Consider the following 19,829-nt stretch of genomic DNA (forward strand, 5'->3'; position numbering starts at 1 on the left):
TTTTATCTAAAATGGGGATGAAAATCAATTGCATATTTTTTATCAAGATTCCTTTTCTTCATCTTCTTGGCAGGATTACCATAATAAATGTACCCTTTCTCTGTTACACCTTTAAAACAACTATTAGCTCCAATAACCGAGAATTCGTTTAACACCGTACCATCAAGAATCATTGCATTAGCAGCTATCCAAACATTATCTTTAATTTCTACCGGATTTGTGATGTATTCAAAAATGGGGGAATCTGTTTTGTGTGAACATGAATATATTTTACTAAAAGCAGATATGGAAACGTCTTCTCTGATGAGAACCCCACCACTACCATCGATAAAACAATTGTCATTAATCACACTACGTCTTCCAATACTTATCCCTCTTGGCGAAACAATAATTGTATTAATACCAATCCTTGCAGTTTCATGAATCTTCATGCCGCAAGATCTGTAAAAGAAACGCCTGACATGCCAAGATGGAAGCTTACACACAAATCTATTTAGAAAGATATATTGAAAATCTTTTTTCAAAAAAGGCCAATTCATTTCCATTTACTCCACTTACTTAATATCAATGCTGTCTCCGTGCTTTGCTTTTCTTGCAATCTTAAACAGACTACCATCCTTTTTCTTTACGACTACACTTCTATTATCATTTTTCGTGCATATTTCTAAGCTAATTTGACCCTTATCTATATACGGATGTCTTAGAATTCTAGCAGATGCACAAGTACACTCTTCTTTAACAAATGCCATATATGAATACTTCTCATCTTCATATGGAACATCTGCATTTTTCAACATCTTGTGGATTTTGCTTCGCTGAACCCTACATGTAAAATGACACCAGTCATCTTCAGCCAATCTACATGCAAACTCATGAGGACATGGTGCAACAATGTGGGCGCCTTTAGACAATAGATACTCTCTACTATCTCTTAGCACAGAAAAACCTGCGGGTGTTCCAGGTTCAACAATAAGAAGCATTTTTTCTGTAGCGTTCCAAAGACTATCCAGAACAAACTGGCGATCCTTTTTAGTCATTTCGTTCATTACATACGATGAAACAACTAAATCCGCAGAATTTGTTATTTTTGATGTTGTTAAATCAGAACTAATCCATCTAACACTTGCCAGAGTATGGTTTCCTTCTTTCATAAGTGTTTCACCAACTCTTCTCATAGCACCTTCTCTCTCGATGCAAGTAACTCTTTCGAGATCAACTAAATTACTCACAGCCCAAGTTGCAGCACCGCTTCCGGCTCCAACATCCAGCAAAGAGTTAATTCTTCCATCAAAATACTCCAATGCGTATCTTAACGCATCGGACACAGCTCCATATGTGGCTGGCATTCTAACCAAGGCATAAACAGCCGCCTCAATATCTTTTGAAAGCAACACCTTTCCAGCACCACTTTCATTTCGATATCTGTCACTCAAGTCTTGTGCAATTTTCTTTAGCTGAGCCTGTTTATACCCAACTACCAACTTTTCAGAAGCTGCTTTCAGTTCAATAGGTAAATCCATAGTATATTCTCCTTTTGAAATGTGAATAAATCTTAAAGGGTTAAAACTGGTAATGCTGATTAGAAATGCAAATCATGCTACCATTTTTCAAGTAATAGACCTGTTCAAACCTCGCACCTACAGCATTGCCTATTAAGATTAATTCTTCCGTGCTAATCGTATCTCGCTTCAATTTTTTATTAAAATTTTGAGGCGTTTGTCCAATTCTCCTGCATTGACCAAATATACTATTATATTATAAACCAAACGGTTGTCATTTTCAATTGTAGGGTTACAATTGATGTGACACCTTCCCTCTATACAAAAACGGTTAAGTACTTTAGAATTTTAATCGCCAAAACCAAATTCCTAGAAAAGGAGTACTTAACCGCCATGAATACAATAACACACTCACAACGATATTTGCCACATGACATTCCAACTAAATATTATGCCGACAAACTTTATCGTATCGACGTTGGAGTTTAATTCGTTTGCCGAAGATATCACATATCTAAATCTTCCATCATGCATTGGAACAAAAATTCGCTGGTACTTAAGCTTCCTTGCTTGATAAACTCCACAGGCCTCACTCTAAACATCCCAATGTACACACAGATGAAGACTTGAAACAGATACAATATTATCACAGCCCCCCTAAAATATTTGTTTGTGAATTATATGGCAAACTCCACACCGCCAAAGGTTATACCCAGCACACTAGCTCTCTGTACTGCATTTTTTCGTAAGTTAGTTATTCAAGTTCAGCTTCTTTCACAAATAACTGGAGAAAGGAAAAGTCTTACGACACTCCTTTACAGATTGGAGTTTAGTGGCAAACGGACATTAAATATGTCCCAATTGCCTTTTATTCTGGCTCTTACAGCAAAAATTCTATCAGTAACCAATAATTGATGAAGCATCCAGAAAATGTTTCATCTTTCCTTACATGGAGCCAAGCAGCTACTCAACAGTGGAAGCCTTTTTAAAACGTGCCATTCTTTACTTTGGTTACCAACTTGAAACCATTCAAATTAACAATAGCGCTAAATTCACTCATGTATAAAAGCCAAATCGTAAACATCCTCTTGATATTCTGTGTAGCCAGCTAAAGATCAGTCATAAACTGATCCGTCCGCGTACACCTCGCCACAACGGCAAGGTAGAACGCAGTCATAGAATTGATCAGGAACGCTTTTATAATCATATGTCTTTCTATAATTGCACCGACTTGTTGGTACAGATGAAACGTTATCTCAACCGTTCAAACAAGATACCTATGCAGGTTTCTAGTTTTGAAATCACCACTTGAAAAACGACATGAATTAAGCATCAACCATTAAATTATGACGAAATGTACCATAGTACCGCACCGTTTCTTTTTATTAAAACCGGTATCACATCATTAACTAATGTACAAACTATATATACATAATATACTGTTTCTGCTTACAACTATCTCAATGGAGATAAGATTTTGAGCACTTATAAATTGATTTATACTACTAGTATCTTTAATATATTTTAGGAAATTACCAACACCACATCACCATACCGTCTTCCAATCTTTATCACCGCACCATCCATCATTGTGACAGTCTGATGATTATATTGCTTTATATGATTCTTATTAACCACAGCTGATGCGGAACATCTCACGAAATTATCCGGCAATTCTTTAATTATCTCACTTAATGGTCTGTATTCACAGAACACTCTATTTTCATTCTCTTCAGTCCTTGCGGTATAGAATTTGGTTACTCGATTTTCTATCTTTATATACATTATCTCCTGGCAATCCAATATAATAATATTTCTGTCAAATCTGATCTTGATAAAAGCCTTACTCTTCTCACTCATTAAAGTTTCAATTAGTCTACCGGTAGTCATAACCAACCTGCCATCATGACGACCTTTGAGCATACAGTTCACATGTCTGCTTTCGTATATATCAAGTTCATTAGGGATTTTATTTGTATAAAAAATGATATTGCAGGATGGTGCTGCTTTATTGATACGTTTTGCAAGCTCTACGCCATTTCTGCCGTTATAGAATGACAATTCAGTTATAAATATGTCATAATCAAATTTCTGATCGTCCAGATCTAACATTACCGACTCAAGGGAATGTGAAACGATCGTCACATTATCCTTATCAATAACGCCATTTCTCATTTGAGATTCCAAAAGATACACTGTTCGACGTGTTTCGTCCTCATTCACGTCACACACTCCGATTTTCACCATATTGAATTTTCTCTCCCCTCATTTATCTATGCGGTTCTCGCCTCATTACTATCTAAATGTATCGGATTATGGGAATATATTCAATTATTACCATACATTATAAAGTCTGAAGTAATATTCGATTTAGTCATTCAAACAGGTATAGCAATCAGTGCATTGTCTATTATTTGTTTTTCAGTGTCTATTCTGCATTAGGGGGTTTTCCGTTAAATTAATGGATAAAAACCAGATTTTTTATGACCAAATCTCGTCTTCTTCTGTTGAATCCGACAAATATTTATTATATATTCATATATAATTGGTAAATTATTCTATAATAACTGGAATCGCAGTTTAACTATCACGCCTAAATAAACACCTGAGGGGGAATGCAATATGAATTACCGTACCAGACCAGCTGAAAACGTATATTCTTTAGAGGAATTATTTATAAAATATCTTGGTCTTGATATACCAATCGTCCCACAGACATCTTCATATTCGAATAAGCACACATTTAGCCAACTATTTTTCACACGTAATCCTAATCAATCTGACGATATTGATGTTATCCTGTCGTATTCTGTGTTTAAAGCGTCGTCCATTGATGAGCTTAAAAAGGTTGCCTCATCACCAAAACTGCCTCTTTACTATCTCATCCACCCAAATGAGAGTTATCCTACTGGGCAAAAGCTTGGATCGTTTTTTTCTAATCTTGCTACTAAGAATTACAATGGAAGCATGCAGCCGATTCCTATACGTGAACTTCTAACTTCCATAGACTATGATAAATTATGTGACCATTTGGATACTATGATCGAAAAAAGATGTGACATAGATGACTCTTTCATAACCAAACTTCAGACCTACCTGAGTAATGTCATATCAACAGACAGTCATCTGCCACATTACTGTACTGTGTTCAAATGCACATCACCATCAGAATATCTGGCCACCATACTGCTATATTCCCTGTTTGATGATGTAAACTTCCCTGCATATGCTTCAGAAATCGCCCTCACAAGAAAAGATTTTACCGACAAACGGGTCAAAGAAAATGACCTCAACAACCCACACTTCCAAAAACTGATGAACGATGCCAGCAGAGTAAACAAACTCCAGGCATTTGCCACATACACGCTCATAGTGTTTTACTCGGTCCAGATGCTGGCAACCATATTCTCATCAGTGTGGATAAGTAACTATGATGAGACGAGCTTTAAGGGGACTCTGTTCAGTATCGTGATGCTCTGCGCCTCCATCATCCTGACGGCGCTGAGATTTATCCCTTTCTCGCTCCACAAGAAATATTCCGACCTGAGTCTCGTACTGGAGCATTCCGTGCTGGATGAGAAGAATAATACTTACAGCATTACATATAACCATTTTCAGAACTGTTCGGAATCATTCAATGCCATACAGAGAAATCGCAGACTGATCATCACTCTATTTTGCATAGCGGGCGTACTTTTTGTCGTGATATCATTTGTGTTCAACAGCTTCCCGCTTCTGGTTGCTCTGGTCAGCGCATCATTTGGCGGGGTGATGCTCATAGACAGCATGCTGTATGACCACATTGCATACAGGAAATACGATTCCTACTTTTCCGATCAGGCCTCCGGACACACGCCGTCATCTGGATATGGGGTGGCGCGCATGTGCTCGTGGGATTACGATCCCAAACTGGATTCATTCAGACATACCGGATACAACAGGCTCACCAATTACAGTGAGGACTGCATACGACATATATACGACCAGGTATCCGATTGCTCCAGATATAGCTGGGCGACCTTGACCGCATTTATCATCACACTGTCGTCCCTGGGTGTGATCGCGGAGATATTGCAGCTTGTGAAACCGGATTTTGGGTACTTTCGTATGCCAACAGCCTCCATGCTGTATTCAGTGTCCATGATCCTGATTCTGTTAAATGGTATCCTGAACATACTGATCCTTCTGAGGGCCAGAACCCACTATCAGAAAATGGCTGATTTCTCGTTCTATGCGGGCAATCCGGATTCTGATAACCTTGCCGTGAGCCAGCTGTTCAGGCATCACCTATACGCGGGTAATATCTCAGATCTGGCGATCGCAAGGGGTATATATAACTATAACTTCTGCAAATTTGAAGAGGGCGTATGCACTTCAGACATACAGCCTCCGGATGACAGATATCACCCGATGTACATTGTAAATCAGAAGATCCATCTCATCACGGATGTGGCTCTATGTATATTTGTGGCATATTTCAGCGTAGCTGTGTGGCATACCAACAAGCTGTCGAACATTATCGCACTGCCATTTCTGGCTGGCATCTATGTCATATGGGCATTTCTCCTGTATCCGCTGCTCAAATACAGGAAGATAAAGAAAAAAATCAGAAAACTTTTAAATGAACAGAAACAGGCATAATAAAACTCCCGGAACGGCACATTCATCTGTACCATTCCCGGGAGTTTTTCACGCCTGACGGTCTGATCTGATTTTCAGATGTCTATTTATCACTATCATCGCTGCCACGAGCGGTATGCCGAGGAACATCAGTTTTGTCCACCGCATTCCGGCTATCCCCACCACAATGCTGATGGTAAATATTCCAAGCTGATCTCCTATTCCATAGGCAAATGTGGATATAGCCGAGGCTCTACCCCTTACCTCCGGAGCAGCACTCTCCATCACCATCATATTGATGAGCTCCTCTGAGGAGTAATAAGATCCGCTCATACTTCCCCACAGGATTCCCATCAGAACAGGGGATGCTATATGACCTGCTCCAATTATGAATACGCAGCCTGACACAAGGCTCAATGTGATTCCGGCTGCAACCACGTATTCGCGGCGTGTTCTGTCAGCCGCTATTCCTGTGATAACATTCACCGCGAGCGCTGTCATCGGCTGCCACACCAGGACTAGATTGACATTTTTCTCAATCATTCCGCCAAATGCCAGAAGTGGCTCATTGTAATACTGTATGCCAGCCGTGGCAAGTCCGACAGCACAAATAGATATCAGCAACGCCTTAGTTCTATTTTGTTTACATAACGCTCCAAGTGTCTGTATAAAATGAATATTTCCATCTTTTACAGATTCCCTTTTTATGAATGTTTCGTTTGTGGCCGTTTCATTTTCTTGTATTTCATCACCGCCGCAACTGCCTTGTCCCGCTGCAGATCTCACCACCATGTATATTCCCATGCACGCAAGTATTACAACACCACCGGCAATTCCCACAACATATATCTCCTGCCAGCCATGCCCGGATCTATTGGCAACCAAAGATCTCATCAGCGGAATACACATGGCCGCTGCCATGGCTGTTCCACCGCATATTCCCCTCACTGTGGCACGCCTGTTTGCGGGCAGCATATCCACTATGTATATCATATGTATATCCAATGAGTAGCCGAGTATCAGTATTCCATTTCCAAGGAGATAGATTATAAGGCTGTCCGCCAGCATACATATGACACTGCCCACCGCCAGAAGTGCAACATTTATGAACAGCATCACCTTTCTTCCAACTATGTCCGCGTAAGATCTCACAAATGGCGTGAGCATCCCGATAAGATAAAATGGTAGCATCATCCTGCTCATGTAAGCCACACCTTCATCCGCACTCATTTCACGGGCATCTATGAGGAATGTAGTAACCGACAGTGACTGCGTTCTACCGAATATCTCTGTGCAGTAGGAGTCTATGAACTGGACTAGTATTATTAAGGCGGCAACTGCAATAGCAGTTCTCCCCAGATTTTTCTTATTGCAATCTACTGTACTGTTATTCATCCAACTCTAGTTTCTCCTGTATCTCATCTTTAAGATATTTCAAGTTGCCTATATCACCATAAGTCAATATATGATATTTTTTCTCACCTGTTTTCTTTTTCAACACATGTGATACTGAATATATCTTATCTGATTTACTGTTTTCTATTCCCTCAACTCTGAACGAATACGGGACTTTACAATTACCCTGTATCTCGCCTTGCGAATTTTTGTCATCCCCTAAACATACTGTAAACTCCAGATTTGCAACTCCTAACTTATAAGAAAACGTCTTTGTCTCTATATCCATGACCACACTGGAATCTTTAATGGTAATATCACCCAATCCAATAAGAATACTAGTTTTCTTATCTGCAAGGTCGTATGGATGATCTTCATTAAAAAATATCTCTCCCGGTCGTAGACCTCTCTCAGTCAATGCATGATTATAAAAATCATCCGCCTTTAGGCATGATGCCACTCCTGTTAAATGCATAAATGAAGATTTCTTAAACATAACCTCAACATAATCATTATTGAATACAAACATATATGTATTTCCAACAAATATTTCTTTATATTTTAATGCCGACCTATGTATTCTCCGTATTATCTGTGACTTCCCCAATATTTTCCTCCTTATAGTACATAAAAAGGGAAGCTCATCGCTTCCCTTTTTTGAATAACCACTGGCCGTTCGCCTTGATATCACTCAAAGCATCAGCGTATGACCTAATCCTCATACTGGATATGATATTGTACTCTAAGTACTTCGTATCACTCGAATCATTATATTGATATAATCGCAATAATATAGCCACGGATCTTTGTTGCTCCGTGTGCAACCCAGTGCTTTCTTATCTATTATATTATACTAAACATTTGTATATGTCAACCTATATACTTTTCTCGCGTGCTTACTTACTAACCTTCCTGAAGTTCTTCTTACCACGTCTCACAACAACTCCCTCGCCGTCAAACTTCTCCTCAGGGATTGCAGCGGAAACCTCAGTCACTTTCTCGCCGTCCACGGCAACGCCTCCCTGCTCTACGGCACGTCTGCCCTCGTTACGTGATGTTACAAGTCCTGACTTTACGAGAACTGACACGATATCGATGGCACCGTCCTTGAAATCATCTGCTGCAAGTGTTACTGATGGCATGTCTGCTGCAACGCCCTTTGAGAACAGTGCTCTTGCGCTCTCCTGTGCCTTAGCAGCCTCCTCCTCGCCGTGTACAAGCTTTGTGAGCTCGTATGCAAGGATCTCCTTTGCCTGGTTGAGCTGGCTGCCCTCCCAGCTATCCATCTTATCTATCTCCTCAAGTGGAAGGAATGTGAGCATACGGATGCACTTCAGAACATCTGCATCTGCCACATTTCTCCAGTACTGGTAGAACTCAAATGGTGATGTCTTGTTAGGATCAAGCCATACAGCACCCTTCTGTGTCTTACCCATCTTCTTGCCCTCTGAGTTGAGGAGAAGTGTGATGGTCATGGCGTATGCATCCTTGCCAAGCTTTCTTCTGATAAGCTCTGTACCACCGAGCATATTGCTCCACTGGTCATCGCCGCCGAACTGCATGTTGCAGCCGTACTTCTGGTACAGTGCGTAGAAATCGTAACTCTGCATGATCATGTAGTTGAACTCAAGGAAGCTGAGTCCCTTCTCCATACGCTGCTTGTAGCACTCTGCACGAAGCATGTTGTTGACTGAGAAGCATGCTCCAACATCGCGGAGAACATCTACATAGTTCAGGTCGAGAAGCCAGTCTGCATTGTTGACGAGAAGCGCCTTGTCCTCTGAGAAGTCTATGAACTTGCTCATCTGCTTCTTGAAGCAGTCAACGTTGTGCTGGATAGTCTCCTTTGTCATCATCTGTCTCATATCTGTACGGCCTGATGGATCACCGATCATGGCTGTACCTCCACCTATCAGCGCGATAGGCTTGTTGCCTGCCATCTGAAGTCTCTTCATCAGACAGAGCGCCATGAAGTGGCCTACATGCAGGCTGTCAGCAGTCGGATCAAAGCCAATATAGAATACTGCCTTACCATTATTTACTAAATCTCTAATTTCATCTTCATCTGTTGTCTGCGCTATAAGCCCTCTGGCTACAAGCTCGTCATAAATCTGCATGTCCCTCTAGACCTCCTGTATTTATTTATTCAATGTGCGGTTCACTAGCACCACACAGGCAAATATTATAACATTTTGCTATGTACTGTGGCAAGTATATACACACAATTCCCTGTATTATTTTCTTATAAATCATATTTCATACATCATTTTCTGCCGCCGATTCCTGATCGACACCTGTATCTGCGGCACAGTCCTCCTGCCATTGCTATGAGCAGGAATATGTATGGCGTTGTGAGCGACTGGTTAAGATTGACAAATGCCTGAACAGCATACCCGGTTATCCCGAACAGCACAGCTATCATACCGCCCTCATCCGCAACGTACCCAAGCAGGCACTCCAAGCCAGTCCTTGAATCTCTTGCAGCCCTTGAATCTCTCGAGGTCTTCTTCTCCTTTGATCTTCTTTCTGCGTATCGACTGCTCGTGCTTTCATTCTCATTCATCACAGCTCCTGATACCGCGGTTCTCACAAGAGCACCACCTGTAGTAACCAACAGCCCCACGTAACTCACTGCACCGAATATTCCTGTGGTTATCAGATACTGCAGATACTCATTGTGAGCATTATCATATATAACACCCACCGTATTCATCATATCGTCATAGTACCTGTCCGTCATGATCGACTTCACCGATTCATTTCCATAACCGAACAGCTTCTGTGGAACACTGAAATCCCCGTACGCCTCCATGAGTCTTCTCCACACGAACCCCCTGTAATTCCCCCAGGAATCCTCAAATGGAAATATACCCATGTGGTTGTGCACCGCATATATCACTGCAGCCACGATGCCTGCAAGCGATACGCCGACCGATACAGCAAGTGCTGCCTTTCCGCGGAACTTCACAGTCCACTTTGAAGCCAGCCTTATGGCCGCCCATACAACGAGAACGACCACGAACACTATCCACACCATCCGGCTGTCACTCACAAAGCAGCTCAGTCCGTCAAGCTCCGAATATCCACTGTCCGTCTGTCCCAGCATAATACTGATCGCCAGGACTCCGCACGCCATGACCAGGCATACATCCGCAAATTCTTTTATCTTTCCTCGGTATGACGCCCATATCCACGCAGCTATCATGGCACCGCCCACACCTGCGTATGCAAGGTTTGCATTGGATATGATCACCGCACCTGTTCCTGTGAGCACAGCGATGACTGCTGTTATCCGTATCACTATGCTCTCTTTTCCCTCCGAGCTGATATACGCCCCGGCTGCCATCGGAACCAGCACGCACAGGAAGCTTGCAAATATGTCGATATTGCCCAATGTGGATATGTATACATTTCTTATGCTCTGCATCAGCCCTTCCCTGAGTCCAAGGAAATCATATCCCATGAACTGGCATATGCCGACAATTCCCACAAATGAGCCTGCAAGCATGAATATGACCACCACATACCGCCTTATCCTGCAATATCTCGCCATACACACATACAGGAAAAATGCCAGCAGCACGAACTGAAGTCCGCACCTTCTGCCCTCCTCGCCTGTATATGCTGCTGCCTTATTCCCTGACATAAAGAATGCCAGAACATTTGCCAGAACAAATCCTGCCATTAATATATCCATGGCCATGATATTATGCATATCCATAAAATGTCTCAGGCGTCCGATAAATCCGTTACCGTGTGCCGCCCCTTCAGAGACATCCACGTTGCCACCGGAGCTCCGCTGTCCATGCCCTGTGCTGACATTTCGTCCAAGCACATCCACCAACACCGCAAGCACCATAAGCACCGCATAAATGCACAGTGCAATATAAAACGCCCTGTACTTGGTTACTGTTATATCAAAATATCTGTCATGAATTATCAGGGGATACGCAGCCCCCATATATATAAGAAATAACGTGGTTATTCCGTTCTGAAGTTCCCGCCTGCCGTCTCCTGCAATGTTGTCTTTTCTGCCCATACGGCTATACTCCTTTTATAAAAGCGGTGACAATAATCTGAGTATCGCACCAAGTATATTCACCCTGCTTATGTTATTTCTGCACCACGGAATATCTATCTCCTCCGATTCGGCAAATGTATCCATCATATCCTTCTTCACATCTTCTATGGCCTTGCAGTCATACAGAAGAGTTCCGCACTCAAAGTGGTGATAGAAGCTCCTGTTATCCAGATTGATAGAGCCCACAGATGCAAGCTTGCCGTCCATGAGCAGTGTCTTTGAATGTATAAATCCAGGCGTGTACTGATATATCTTCACACCCGCCAGAAGCAGCTCCTTGTAGCTGAACTGGGTCATCTTGTATATATATTTCTTGTCCGGGATGGCCGGCGTAACAATACGCACATCCACGCCCCTCTTGGCTGCCAGCTTCAGTGCCATCATGAGCTCGTTACACACGATAAGATATGGGGTAAATATATAAATGTACTCCTGTGCATCATTTATCATCTGCATGTACAGATTCTCACCCACATTCTCTCCGCTCAGAGGACTGGACTTGTACGGCTGAACATATCCGTCACTTACGCCACTATAGTCGATTTCCGCCGGTCTATAGTTGTTGTAGCTTCCCTCTGAATATCTGAAGCTGTTCCACATCTGAAGGAACATAACAGTGAAGCTCCAGGCGCCCTCGCCCTCAAGTCTCACTCCACTGTCCTTCCATTTGCCGTACTTCTCTATCTTGTTGATATACTCGTCAGCCATGTTGTAACCGCCAGTGTGAGCTATCTTGCCATCAATAACAGTGATCTTCCTGTGATCCCTGTTATTGAAGATAGTGGCAAAGAATGGAACCACCTGATTGAACGCCATACATTTGATACCGTAGGATTCAAGTTCCTTCCAGTAATACTTCGGCACATTGAACACAGATCCGATGTCATCATACATGAACCTGACATCAAGTCCCTCTGCAGCCTTGCGCTTCAGTATCTCCAGTATGGTATCCCACATATATCCCTTGTCCACGATGAAATATTCCATGAATATATACTTCTCCGCACTCTCCAGGTCTCTGATGAGATCATCCATCACATCATCGCCTATGGCATAATACTTTACACTGGTATGCTTGTACAGAGGCGCCTCAGCCACATTCTCCATATAATTACATATCCTGTATGTAGGCTCCGACTTTAAATTCTCCGCTGGGACCCAGTTGTCCCCCTTGACGTTCTCATATACCTCCTGCTGGAGAACCCGCAGAAAATTCTTTCTGAGTTTTTTAGGTATCAGCACATGTCCATAGAGCACATACATGAGACCTCCCAGCACCGGGAATATGAGTATCGGCACCATCCATGCCATCTTTACCATAGGGTTAGTATCCTTTGTTATAAGATACATTACAACTATTACGCTGAGCAGCTTGAGAGCACCCGATATATAGATATATCTGTCCTGAAGAAAAACAACCCCCAGTATCATGATCGCCAACTGGACGACCACAAGAAAGCACGTTATTACCATTCTGCTTAGCAATCTGTTCAGTATCTTCTTCATATATTTCCTGCCTTTACTGAATTGATGTCACCTTATAATCCTGATCCTCTACTGTCTTCTTGAGCACGCTGTCATCAACGTCTGCCTTGAGAGTGACAACCGCTGTTCCTGTCTCATGGCTGACTACAGCCTCCTGCACCTGGTCAAGGGCCTCAAGACTCTTCTTGACTCTGGCTTCACAATGTCCACACATCATACCTTCGATCTTCATTGTCTTTGTCATAACTTTGTCCTCCTTGATTCTATATCTTTTATTTTTATCATAAATGTCTGTCAAATTCAACCTCAGCGCATTTGTAACAACACAAAAACTTGACAGGCTCATGGCAAACGCTCCGAACATAGGATTGAGCGTCCAGCCAAATATCGGGATCCACACGCCGGCGGCAAGTGGTATTCCAATTATATTATATATAAATGCCCAGAAAAGATTCTCTTTTATGTTCTTAACTGTTGCCCTGCTGAGTCTTATGGCCGCCGGAACATCTGTGAGCTCACTCTTCATGAGAACAACATCCGCAGCATCTATGGCTATATCAGTACCTGCACCTATGGCTATTCCTATATTTGCCCTTGTGAGTGCAGGGGCATCATTTATTCCATCACCAACCATGATCACATGCCCCTTCTGCATGAGATCGCGCACAACGCTCTCCTTGCCGTCCGGACGCACGCCCGCTATTACTCTGTCCACGCCGACCTGCTCTCCTATGGCTTTTGCGGTTCTCTCATTATCACCGGTTAACATAACTACTGAAAGTCCCATTGACTGAAGCTGGCTTATGGCCTCAGCGCTGTCCTCCTTCACAGTATCCGCCACGGCTATTATTCCAAGGACTCTGTAATCTCCGTCAGCCTCCTCGGCAAAGAACATAGGTGTCTTTCCCTGCTGTGATACCTTCTCCGCACTGTCCTTCATCGTCTCAGGTACATCTGCATATCCCTTTATATAATCCATATTTCCGCCGATGATCTTTCTGCCGTTCAAACTTCCCATCAGACCGTTGCCCGCAACAGCCTTGAAATCGGATACCTCATAATTTTTATCCTTCTGTGCATCACCTGTCTGGTAATTCTCACTGTAGTATCCAACCACAGCTCTTGCCAGAGGATGCTCTGACAGCTTCTCCAGAGCCGCAGCCTTCTGCATCAGCTCGTCACCACTGACATTCTCGGCTGCCAGTACATCCGTCACTACAGGCTCTCCCTTTGTGATCGTTCCGGTCTTGTCCATGACCACTATGCTGCTCTTTCCTGTCTCCTCAAGAGCAGTCGCAGTCTTGAACAGTATTCCGTGCTTGGCACCTATTCCATTTCCCACCATGATCGCAACAGGTGTGGCAAGTCCAAGTGCACATGGGCAGCTTATAACAAGTACCGATATTCCTCTCGCCAGCACATAACCGGCATCCTTACCCACTATTATCCACACTATCATCGTGATAAATGCTATCAGTATGACAACAGGTACAAACACTCCCGAAACCTTATCAGCAAGCTTTGCTATTGGAGCTTTGGTAGCCGCCGCATCACTTACCATATCTATTATCTTGGACAGTGCGGTATCCGCACCTACCTGTGTAGCACGACATTTCAGATAACCCGACTGGTTGATCGTCGCCGCAGACACACGGCTTCCTGCAGTTTTATCCACAGGTATGCTCTCACCCGAGAGAGCTGACTCGTCCACGGCGGAATCCCCCTCAAGGACTACTCCGTCCACAGGAACGCTCTCACCCGGTCTAACGGCAAATATATCTCCAACCGCAACTTCGTCTATATCCACGGTGACCTCCTCACCATCCCTGATGAGAACGGCTGTCTTCGGGGCAAGATCCATCAGACCTTTGAGTGCGTCCGTGGTTCTTCCCTTTGAATATGCTTCAAGCGTCTTGCCGACTGTTATAAGCGCCAGTATCATGGCCGCAGATTCAAAATAAAAATCATGCATGAGCGTCATGACACGCTCACCGTCACCTGCTGTCTGCGCCGCTGTCATGGCATAGAGCACGTACACGCTGTATATGAATGAGGCACCTGAGCCCATGGCAACAAGTGTATCCATATTAGGCGAGCCGTGTATAGCTCCCTTAAATCCACTCACAAAGAATCTCTGATTTATCACCATCACAATTATGGTTAGCAGCATCTGCGTGAGTCCCATCGCCACATGATTGCCGTCAAAGAAGCTTGGCAGCGGCCAGTTCCACATCATATGTCCCATTGATATATACATGAGGGGAATAAGAATTATAACTGATGCCACCAGTCTCTTCTTCATTTTTCCAAATTCTTTGTCCGCCTCACTCTCACCGGAACCGCTGCTCTTCCCACCTGAATGTGAAGTATTTCCACCAGCGGATCTTCCACCCGCCAGACTCGCACCGTATCCTGCCTTCTCAACTGCAGCCACTATAGTTCCGCTGTCGGCTGTTCCATCCACCATCATGGAGTTGGTCAGGAGATTCACCTGACACGAGGTAACTCCCTCAACATTGGATACGGCCTTCTCGACTCTTGCACTGCATGCACTGCATGTCATTCCTGTCACATTGTACTTGTCCATATATTTCACCTTCCTTTATCAAGCATCAGTCAGTTCGTAACTGCACTTGCCAATAACTGACATATCTATTTCATAAGTCTGGTAACCGTATTTACCAGATCCTCTATAGTATCATCCTTGCCATTTCTTATATCGTCTGCAACACAGATCCTGATATGTTCGGCAAGGAGCTGTCTGTTGAAGCTGTTGAGTGCCGCATTGATCGCCGACACTTGGAGCACGATGTCTGTGCAATAGGCATCATTTTCCAGCATACTCTTCACGCCTCTTATCTGCCCCTCTATCCTGTTCAGTCTGTTGAGAAGCTTCTTATACTCCTCGTCTGTCCTTGTCCTCACCCTGGCTTCCACATCGCTTATCTCTCCGCCATGATGACAGCAGCAATTCTTATGTTCTTCCATATATCTTTCCTCCATCCTTATTGAACTCCAGCCATGCAAAATTTGCCTTCGGCAAATGGCTGGAGCTACATGTCAAGTTTTCATAGAAAACTTGACACATCCCTTGTACATCAGCCATTTCTGTTCACATTTCAAATGACTCTGCATATATGCCATCTGTTTATTATCTGCACATTACGGCTGTTAAATTCTCTTTTCATCCACGGATTATATACCCCCTAGGGGTATGTGTCAACAATAAAAAATCCTCATAGACCAATATTTATACCACTTTATCAGTCTATGAGGGTTTTTCTCCTTTAACCTATATGTCTGAGTTTTATTTACTCTGTTGTATCCTGATCGCCCATGTCAATATCAGCATCTCCGATATCAATCGCATCTGCGCTTGACTCATCACTGCTGTCTGCATCGTCAGTATCAGTTATATCAGTCTCATCAATGAGGCTGTCGTCACTTATATCAAAATCTGAATCACTGTCAATAACAGAATCAACTACAGATGAATCATATGTCTGCTGGTTCAGGACATCCTTAAGATCTATCATATCTCCTGTGGTAGCATCTAACATGATGAGCTGTATTGGATAATCCTTATCGAGGCTTCCATCCTCCATCTTGTCGCACTGTGCAAATACCCATACAGGGCTGTATGTGTACTTATCTCCATCCTTGAGCTTGTAGTATGTAAGTCTTACATCGTTGAACTCAATGGTGCTGTACTGTGTCTTGTTGTCTGTGTAATACTTATTTACAGCCTCCGGAAGCTTCTTGAGTGCATCATCCCAGCTTATAAGATCAACATTGTCCTTCTTGTCTCCTGTTGCTCTGAAGGAATCAAGGCAATATGCTGAGATAAGTCCATTGTCATCAATGCCGAGCTGGAATGTCTCATCCATGGTGTCATACCACGTTTCATCACTTGTTGCGAGTGTGTCAAGGCCGTATACATTAGGTGTATATGGAGCCACACCGTCCACAGAACGCTTATATGTTACCATGTAACCATTCTTCTCTGCGGCAACTGTGCTGTTTGATGCATCGCTGTAATCCCACAGCAGATCAAAATTACTTGTTTCTATGACATCTGAGATTCCACATGATGCAAGGAAATCTGTTCCCTTCTGCTCAGCATCTGCCGCACTGATAGAAGCTGTGTTTGCGGAAGCCTCCTCGTCAGAATATTCACTGCTGTAGCAGTATACACTTGTTGCGCCATCCTTAGGTCTGTACTGTATAAGCTGATCCGATGGATAGTAATCCAGTGAGAATCCACCGCCTGTGGACATGTCATCGCCACTTCCATAGAATGTTACAATGAACTCGTTGTCCCCTACAGATCCGACGAATGTGTCTCCACTGTAATCTCCGGCACCCTCTCTCGTATCAGACGCTGTCTTGAGCTGATCCTTGAGGGTCTTCATGTAATCCTCATAATAGCTCTTGTCATCATCCGATGTTGCCTGATCCATCATAGCCTGAAGTGAATCTATCTCTCTCTGTACATCCTCCTTGTATGGCTTATCCCAGTTATATACATATACACCGGCGCTCACGTCAAATATATTCTCGCACACACGCTTCTTATAGTCATTGTCTACATTGTTACGCTCATAGTAAAGCACTGACATCTTATCTGTGTCAGGCACCTCTATCTCTGTGGCATTTATGGATACATCTGTGAGACCTGTATCTGCATTGATACCCTCAAGCTTGCCATTGTATGACTCCGGTACGTCGAGTCTTGATGCCAGCTTACCGCCGCCACCGCCGTTCTCGTCGTCTCCCATGTTGTAATCCACCTTCTTCTTGCCACATCCTGTGAGCGCAGTTCCTGCCACAAGTGATGTCACCAAAAGCAGCGCCGCCGCTTTTTTGTAACCCGCTTTTCTCATATAAAATACCAACCTTTCCTTACTTAATTGAAGTAATTATAATATATTTTCCCCGCTGACACAACACCATCTGCTATCACTCTTTTGTGATGATGACCTTGCCGTCAACAACCTGAACCTTGACCTTATTGCTGTCGATTCCGGCAGCAGCCAGCATATCAGGGCTTATCTGTACACGATTTGCCTTATCGAGTATCGAGAACTCCTCATGTGAATCATCAGATGAGAAGCCATCTGTCGTCAGCTCGTTCATTCTGTCCTTGTAAGATTCCTTCATGATCTTCTCTGTGCTAATCTTGCCGTCCGCAATCATAACCACACGTCCCACCTTATTTGCAAGACTTATATCATGTGTAACTATGATTATCGTTATCCCGAGCTCTTCGTTCAGCTTTCTGAACAGATCCTGTATCATGTTGGATGTCTTGCTGTCCACGGCTCCTGTAGGCTCATCCGCAAGAAGTATCTTCGGATTATTCGCAAGGGCTATGGCTATGGCAACTCTCTGCTGCTCACCACCTGACATCTGGGATGGATATGAATTTATCTTGTCCTCAAGTCCCACTCTGCAGAGCAGATCATGGGCTCTTGCATACTTGTCTTCCTTGTTGCTCTTATCGAAGTACATAGGTACCTGAACATTCTCTATGGCTGTCATATATGGCAGAAGGTTTCTGGAGTTTTTCTGCCACACAAATCCTACAGTGTGCTTTCTGTACTCCACAAGCTCCTTATCCGTCATCGCAAACAGATCCTTGCCGTCGACATACAGCTTTCCGGCCGTAGGTCTCTCAAGTCCTCCGATCATATTGAGGAGTGTGGACTTTCCTGATCCCGACTTTCCGATGACCGCCATGAGCTCGCCGTATTTGATGTTGAGCTCCAGGCCCTGAAGAGCCATGACCTCCACATCGTCAGTCTTGTATATCTTGACAAGGCTGTCACACTCTATGATATTCTCCTCAGAACCAAGGCGTTCCCCGCCGGCTTCTTTATCTGTGCCAGCCTCAGGATCTGCTTCCACGGCTTTCCCGCTGTCAGTGCCCTCGTCTTCCTGAAGATCCATGCCGTACACGAACTCCTGCGTCTCCTGGCCATCCGTGTTCTCCATGTCCTGTGTCTCCACATCCGGTGCTATAGTTTCAGGCTCCACAGCATCGTTCTTCTTTTTTCTGAATAAATGCTTATCGCTCAACTATCTCACCATCCTCTATCTCATATACTACATCACCGAGCTCCATAAGCTTCGGATCATGTGTCGTCATGACTATCGTTATTCCTTCCTTGTACACCAGCTCCTGGAACAGCTTCATGACTGCAAGTCCCGAAGCCGTATCAAGGGCTCCTGTAGGCTCATCCGCAAATATTACCTTTGGCTTATGAGCCACCGCTCTGGCTATGGCAACTCTCTGCTGCTCACCACCTGACATCTGATTTGGGAAATGCGTCATTCTGGATGACAGTCCCACCAGATCGAGTACCTCTTTTATACGGGCATCCCTGTTGCCCTCATATTCCGCAAGTCTGAGTCCGAAATCGACGTTCTCATACGCACTCATAATCGGGATCAGGGCAACCGACTGGAATACAAATCCTATATTGTATCTTCTCAGCTTCTCCTTTTCCTTCTCGTTCATCTCGCTGTACACGTGGCCGCCGACTATCACTTCGCCCTCAGTAGGCTCATCCAGCGCGCTCAGGATATTGAGCAGTGTCGTCTTACCCGATCCTGAACGACCTTTGAGTATAGTGAGCTTTCCAGCCGGGACTGTTATATCTATTCCCTTGAGTGCATAGAAATCTTCTCCGCTTCCAAGTCTGAAACAGCGTTTGATTCCATGTGCCTCTATCATAATTTCATCCATA

General features: G+C 43.6%; 15 protein-coding genes. 2 read left to right on the top strand and 13 right to left on the bottom strand.

The annotated features are described in order from the left end of the window. Positions 1-2: 2 nt before the first annotated feature. Together DWX57_RS10820 and DWX57_RS10825 are read right to left on the bottom strand one after the other, a co-directional pair. Positions 3-431, bottom strand: a complete 429-nt coding sequence (locus DWX57_RS10820) for an acyltransferase (RefSeq protein WP_165852796.1) — start codon at positions 429-431, stop codon at positions 3-5. Between the two features lie 123 nt (positions 432-554). Beyond that, a complete protein-coding gene (locus DWX57_RS10825; protein WP_120124188.1) occupies positions 555-1,520 on the bottom strand; it encodes a small ribosomal subunit Rsm22 family protein in 966 nt (321 codons plus the stop codon). Between the two features lie 1,108 nt (positions 1,521-2,628). Here DWX57_RS10825 and DWX57_RS14450 point away from each other — a divergent pair. After that, entirely contained in the window at positions 2,629-2,811 is a 183-nt protein-coding gene (locus tag DWX57_RS14450) for a hypothetical protein (protein ID WP_243106227.1), read from the top strand. Positions 2,812-3,023: 212 nt separating this feature from the next. On the opposite strand, the gene DWX57_RS10840 is transcribed toward DWX57_RS14450, so the two are convergent. Beyond that, positions 3,024-3,746 (bottom strand): LytR/AlgR family response regulator transcription factor, encoded by a 723-nt coding sequence (locus tag DWX57_RS10840; protein ID WP_120124191.1) that lies wholly within the window; start codon positions 3,744-3,746, stop codon positions 3,024-3,026. A gap of 375 nt (positions 3,747-4,121) precedes the next feature. Between DWX57_RS10840 and DWX57_RS10845 the strand changes: the two genes are divergently transcribed. Further along, positions 4,122-6,140, top strand: coding sequence for a hypothetical protein (locus DWX57_RS10845; RefSeq protein WP_133300885.1), 2,019 nt, complete (start codon positions 4,122-4,124; stop codon positions 6,138-6,140). A gap of 48 nt (positions 6,141-6,188) precedes the next feature. Here DWX57_RS10845 and DWX57_RS10850 read toward each other — a convergent pair whose 3' ends face one another. The 10 genes from DWX57_RS10850 to DWX57_RS10895 all read right to left on the bottom strand — a co-directional run bounded on the left by DWX57_RS10850 (position 6,189) and on the right by DWX57_RS10895 (position 19,828). Continuing rightward, a complete protein-coding gene (locus DWX57_RS10850; RefSeq protein WP_120124196.1) occupies positions 6,189-7,514 on the bottom strand; it encodes an MFS transporter in 1,326 nt (441 codons plus the stop codon). After that, positions 7,507-8,121 carry a PBECR4 domain-containing protein gene (locus tag DWX57_RS10855; RefSeq protein ID WP_242992616.1) on the bottom strand — a complete coding sequence of 205 codons (615 nt, stop codon included), beginning with the start codon at positions 8,119-8,121 and terminating at the stop codon, positions 7,507-7,509. The genes DWX57_RS10850 and DWX57_RS10855 overlap by 8 nt, the downstream gene beginning before the upstream one ends. Positions 8,122-8,410: 289 nt before the next feature. Beyond that, positions 8,411-9,631, bottom strand: a complete 1,221-nt coding sequence (gene tyrS / locus DWX57_RS10860; protein ID WP_120124198.1) for a tyrosine--tRNA ligase — start codon at positions 9,629-9,631, stop codon at positions 8,411-8,413. A 146-nt stretch (positions 9,632-9,777) separates the two neighbouring features. After that, a complete protein-coding gene (locus tag DWX57_RS10865) occupies positions 9,778-11,553 on the bottom strand; it encodes an O-antigen ligase family protein (RefSeq protein ID WP_120124200.1) in 1,776 nt (591 codons plus the stop codon). Between the two features lie 15 nt (positions 11,554-11,568). After that, positions 11,569-13,101: a cardiolipin synthase gene (cls, locus tag DWX57_RS10870; RefSeq protein ID WP_015533874.1), complete on the bottom strand. Its 1,533-nt coding sequence runs from the start codon at positions 13,099-13,101 to the stop codon at positions 11,569-11,571. A 13-nt stretch (positions 13,102-13,114) separates the two neighbouring features. Beyond that, positions 13,115-15,667 carry a heavy metal translocating P-type ATPase gene (locus DWX57_RS10875; protein WP_120124202.1) on the bottom strand — a complete coding sequence of 851 codons (2,553 nt, stop codon included), beginning with the start codon at positions 15,665-15,667 and terminating at the stop codon, positions 13,115-13,117. Positions 15,668-15,732: 65 nt separating this feature from the next. Further along, entirely contained in the window at positions 15,733-16,068 is a 336-nt protein-coding gene (locus DWX57_RS10880; protein WP_243106222.1) for a metal-sensing transcriptional repressor, read from the bottom strand. A 323-nt stretch (positions 16,069-16,391) separates the two neighbouring features. Then, positions 16,392-17,963 (bottom strand): hypothetical protein, encoded by a 1,572-nt coding sequence (locus DWX57_RS10885; RefSeq protein WP_119999979.1) that lies wholly within the window; start codon positions 17,961-17,963, stop codon positions 16,392-16,394. 76 nt (positions 17,964-18,039) lie between these two features. Continuing rightward, complete coding sequence (locus DWX57_RS10890) at positions 18,040-19,158, bottom strand: ABC transporter ATP-binding protein (protein ID WP_308936782.1); 1,119 nt, start codon at positions 19,156-19,158, stop codon at positions 18,040-18,042. After that, complete coding sequence (locus DWX57_RS10895; protein WP_015533878.1) at positions 19,148-19,828, bottom strand: ABC transporter ATP-binding protein; 681 nt, start codon at positions 19,826-19,828, stop codon at positions 19,148-19,150. Before DWX57_RS10895 ends, DWX57_RS10890 begins: the two co-directional genes overlap by 11 nt. Between the last annotated feature and the right edge of the window lies 1 nt (position 19,829).

Origin of the sequence: Coprococcus sp. AF19-8AC, assembly GCF_003603115.1 — a bacterium.
Taxonomy (GTDB): Bacteria; Bacillota; Clostridia; order Lachnospirales; family Lachnospiraceae; genus Coprococcus; species Coprococcus aceti.

What these genes read in the sequence shown, in the direction of transcription:
- DWX57_RS10820 (WP_165852796.1), bottom strand. Translation starts at nt 431, where the DNA reads ATGAAGATTCATGAAACTGCAAGGATTGGTATTAATACAATTATTGTT.
- DWX57_RS10825 (WP_120124188.1), bottom strand. Translation starts at nt 1,520, where the DNA reads ATGGATTTACCTATTGAACTGAAAGCAGCTTCTGAAAAGTTGGTAGTT.
- DWX57_RS10840 (WP_120124191.1), bottom strand. Translation starts at nt 3,746, where the DNA reads ATGGTGAAAATCGGAGTGTGTGACGTGAATGAGGACGAAACACGTCGA.
- DWX57_RS10845 (WP_133300885.1), top strand. Translation starts at nt 4,122, where the DNA reads ATGAATTACCGTACCAGACCAGCTGAAAACGTATATTCTTTAGAGGAA.
- DWX57_RS10850 (WP_120124196.1), bottom strand. Translation starts at nt 7,514, where the DNA reads ATGAATAACAGTACAGTAGATTGCAATAAGAAAAATCTGGGGAGAACT.
- tyrS (WP_120124198.1), bottom strand. Translation starts at nt 9,631, where the DNA reads ATGCAGATTTATGACGAGCTTGTAGCCAGAGGGCTTATAGCGCAGACA.
- DWX57_RS10865 (WP_120124200.1), bottom strand. Translation starts at nt 11,553, where the DNA reads ATGGGCAGAAAAGACAACATTGCAGGAGACGGCAGGCGGGAACTTCAG.
- cls (WP_015533874.1), bottom strand. Translation starts at nt 13,101, where the DNA reads ATGAAGAAGATACTGAACAGATTGCTAAGCAGAATGGTAATAACGTGC.
- DWX57_RS10875 (WP_120124202.1), bottom strand. Translation starts at nt 15,667, where the DNA reads ATGGACAAGTACAATGTGACAGGAATGACATGCAGTGCATGCAGTGCA.
- DWX57_RS10880 (WP_243106222.1), bottom strand. Translation starts at nt 16,068, where the DNA reads ATGGAAGAACATAAGAATTGCTGCTGTCATCATGGCGGAGAGATAAGC.
- DWX57_RS10885 (WP_119999979.1), bottom strand. Translation starts at nt 17,963, where the DNA reads ATGAGAAAAGCGGGTTACAAAAAAGCGGCGGCGCTGCTTTTGGTGACA.
- DWX57_RS10895 (WP_015533878.1), bottom strand. Translation starts at nt 19,828, where the DNA reads ATGGATGAAATTATGATAGAGGCACATGGAATCAAACGCTGTTTCAGA.